The organism is Okeania sp. SIO2F4 (genome assembly GCF_010672385.1).
Taxonomy (GTDB): Bacteria; Cyanobacteriota; Cyanobacteriia; order Cyanobacteriales; family Microcoleaceae; genus Trichodesmium.
The window spans coordinates 1-3,342 of record NZ_JAAHGT010001026.1; the positions used below are offsets into that span (position 1 = coordinate 1).

A 3,342-nucleotide genomic window follows, 5' to 3' on the forward strand; every position below is an offset into this window, starting at 1 on the left:
TGTAGTGCGTTAGCTCTTCTAACGCACTACACCTCATTCATTCTCAATAAGAGTTTGATTTTAGTTGAAGTATTCTTCAGTTCCCGAACGCAAATTCGTCTCTATATATAGCTTTCAACTAGCTTGTCACCCCGTGAGAACTTTGTTATATAGAATCCGGTTATACAGTATATGTTCATAATTCTATAATTACTTCAAGGTTTCTATCTCCCCATTTCCCTATCTCCCTACTCCCCCATCTCTCCCAACTATTTTATTCAACCGGATTATATATTACCTACTTTTTCCCCACTGTTTCCTAACTAAACTTTAAATTGCTAAATCTTCCTCGCCTTTTTCTACTAATTCTGTTGACTTTTGATAAAAAAGTGCTATACCAAAAGTCAAAGGTCCGACTCTACCAATGTACATTAAAAGAATAATAATTATCTTTCCCATTGGCACTAAATCTGAAGTGATACCCCGCGACAAACCAACTGTTCCCAGAGCAGATGCAGCTTCAAAAATAACATCTTCAAAAGCTTGGTTTTGGAAGATTAATAACAGACTCGAACCTAACAAAAAAGCAATGAGATAAAACACCCAAGATGAAAAAGCAGTAAATAATCTTTCATCAGGAATGCTTCTACCGAAAATTCCCACAAAATTTTTACCCTGCAATGAACTCCACATAACCGCTAAAGCTGCAAAAACAGAAGTAGATTTCAAACCGCCTCCAGTACCAGAAGGAGATGCTCCAACAATCATTAAAATTAGAGTTAAAAAAACAGCTACGGCACTCAAAGCTCCAATCGGATGACTATTAAAACCAACAGTAGTCAGAGAAGTCATAGACTGAAACCAAGCTGCTAATAAATGTTCTCCCCAGGGCAAACTTTTCAGTGATTCATCTAATAAAAATAGCAGTAAAAATCCGACAATTAAAAACCAAGCAGTAACATATAAAATGATGCGAGTTGTTAAAGTTGTTCGATAATTTATTTTTGTAAAATTTTGCCAAATATCAGAGGCAACTAGAAAACCAACCGCACCCAAAATACTGAGAATACTGATAACTAAATTAATTCCAAAATCTCCTCGAAAATCTTCCAAACTATTTGGAAATATACTAAAACCTGCCGTGCAAAAAGCCGATATAGAATGAAATATTGCTGCCCAAAAAGAATTACTCACCTTCGCATTTTTAAATAAAATATATAGTGAAATAACTCCAGCTACTTCTACAAGTAAAGTAAAAATGACAGTATGTTGAATAAATTCTTTGAGATTAAATCCTTGAGGCAGAGAAAAAACTGCACTCCCAACTCGTTGACGTAAATTTGATAAAGAATTTTTGGTATAAATTAAGGCAAATGAACCAAGAGTCATGTAACCCAACCCACCCACCTGAAAAGCTAATGCAACTACTAACTCTCCAAAAAAACTATAAGCATCAGGAGTATTAACCGTAACTAACCCTGTTGTACTAACGGCTGATGTAGCAATAAATAAATTATCTAATGGAGAAACTGCCTCGCTCTGCCAGCTAATAGGTAAACACAGAAGTAGCCATGCAATTAGTATATAAGCTCCATAGCCAAATAACAGTAGTCGAACTGGATGAGAACGACCTAACTTGTTAATAATACGCTGTATAAAAGGGATTTTCATCATTATAAAGTCGAAAAATTATGTAAATTATACAGCCTTAAGAGTGACTATTTATCACCCCTAAGGCATATATAGAACCCCTGAAGGGATCTATAGGGAGAGAGTGTGGGGAGTGTGGGGAGTGTGGGGAGTGTGGGGAGTGTGGGGAGTGTGGGGAGTGTGGGGAGTGTGGGGACTGTAGGGAGTAGGGGAGGAAAGATGTCTGATTAGAGGTGCATTCAAGGTCTATTAGACATCTCCAACAATAAAAAATAAAATCAATTCTTATGGAGAAATTATCAATTATTTCTCCCTGTTCCCAGTTAAGTGTTCCCTGTTCCCTCTTTTCTGGAGATGTCTATTGGAGTATTTTTCCATCTTTTTGTTGTATTGCCGCGCTTCCCACAGACAACTAACTCCGCTCCTCAAAAATTTTGACAAGGGAAAGATATGCTTAGAGCTTCTATACAATATTTTTGAATTTTATATACCCATAGCAAATTACAGAATATCCAACATCACAAGAGGAATGTTTTTTAGATAGTCCTGTCTTTATCTAAAAATATAGCGATCAAATTACAACTTTTTTATTATTGCGCTATACGCAATAGTAGTGGCAGAGCCAACAACATCTTGTCAACTGCACAAATTCCCACTATCCTAAGCAAACCACTTTAACTACTAATACCATGACCACAAAATCCTCTATCACAGTCACCGTACCCGCAACCACAGCAAATCTAGGCCCAGGTTTCGACTGCCTCGGTGCTGCCCTTTCCTTATATAACCGCTTCAAATTCTCTATTGGGGATAGCGCAACAGAAGTAAAAATAACCGTCACAGGCAAAGAAACTCCACGAGTCAGCACAGATAAAAGCAACCTTGCTTATCAAGCCTTTGTAAAATTATATGAACATATTAACCAAACTCCCCCATCTGTGCTAATAGAAATAAACTTAGGCGTACCCTTAGCCAGAGGATTAGGAAGTTCGGCCACCGCAATAATCGGAGGTTTACTGGGAGCAAATCAACTAGCAGGAAATCCTTTGAGCCAAACTGAAGTGATGAACTTAGCGATCGCCATTGAAGGACACCCAGATAATGTTGTACCTGCCCTACTGGGAGGTTGTCATTTAACTGCTTCTAGTGCAACTGGTTGGGAAATATGCGATATTCCCTGGCATCCCGATATTGTACCAGTAGTAGCAATTCCAGATTTTGAACTTTCAACGGCAGAAGCGCGACAAGTTCTACCCAGAGAATACAGTCGCGCTGATGCTATATTTAATTCTGCCCATTTAGGAATTTTGTTAAGAGGTTTAGAAACTGGTCGGGGAGAATGGTTACAAGCTGGAATGCAAGATAAAATTCACCAACCCTACCGTAAATCTCTAATTAAAGGATATGAGTCTGTGCGTTTTGCTGCTTTAAATTCTGGTGCTTATGAAATGGTAATTAGTGGTGCAGGCCCGACTTTATTAGTACTGACAAACTCATCCACAAGTTCAACTGTAGTAACAGCAATGACTGAAGCTTGGAAAAATCAGGGAGTAGTTACAGAAGTACAATCTTTGGAAATTGATACTAGAGGTGCAGTTTGTAGCTAGGATAATTATTTTTTTAGCACGCAAATAATAAGGTAGATCTCACTCCTTGAGTTGCATATATTCAGCTATCAGGGTAATTAGGGTTTGTTTTTTACCAGAGCGAGAT

General features: G+C 37.9%; 3 protein-coding genes. 1 reads left to right on the forward strand and 2 read right to left on the reverse strand.

Annotated elements, in window-relative coordinates; all coding sequences use genetic code 11:
* Window positions 1-309: 309 nt before the first annotated feature.
* Together F6K22_RS36595 and F6K22_RS36600 are read right to left on the reverse strand one after the other, a co-directional pair.
* A complete protein-coding gene (locus F6K22_RS36595) occupies window positions 310-1,653 on the reverse strand; it encodes a TrkH family potassium uptake protein (protein ID WP_293109594.1) in 1,344 nt (447 codons plus the stop codon).
* Window positions 1,654-1,740: 87 nt separating this feature from the next.
* Window positions 1,741-1,872 (reverse strand): hypothetical protein, encoded by a 132-nt coding sequence (locus F6K22_RS36600; RefSeq protein ID WP_293109596.1) that lies wholly within the window; start codon window positions 1,870-1,872, stop codon window positions 1,741-1,743.
* 446 nt (window positions 1,873-2,318) lie between these two features.
* On the opposite strand from F6K22_RS36600, the gene thrB reads away from it, so the two are divergent.
* Entirely contained in the window at window positions 2,319-3,236 is a 918-nt protein-coding gene (thrB, locus tag F6K22_RS36605; protein WP_293109597.1) for a homoserine kinase, read from the forward strand.
* Window positions 3,237-3,342: the final 106 nt, after the last annotated feature.

Excerpts from the sequence above, each read along its gene's own strand:
- F6K22_RS36595 (WP_293109594.1), bottom strand. The coding sequence starts at position 1,653 with ATGATGAAAATCCCTTTTATACAGCGTATTATTAACAAGTTAGGTCGT.
- thrB (WP_293109597.1), top strand. The coding sequence starts at position 2,319 with ATGACCACAAAATCCTCTATCACAGTCACCGTACCCGCAACCACAGCA.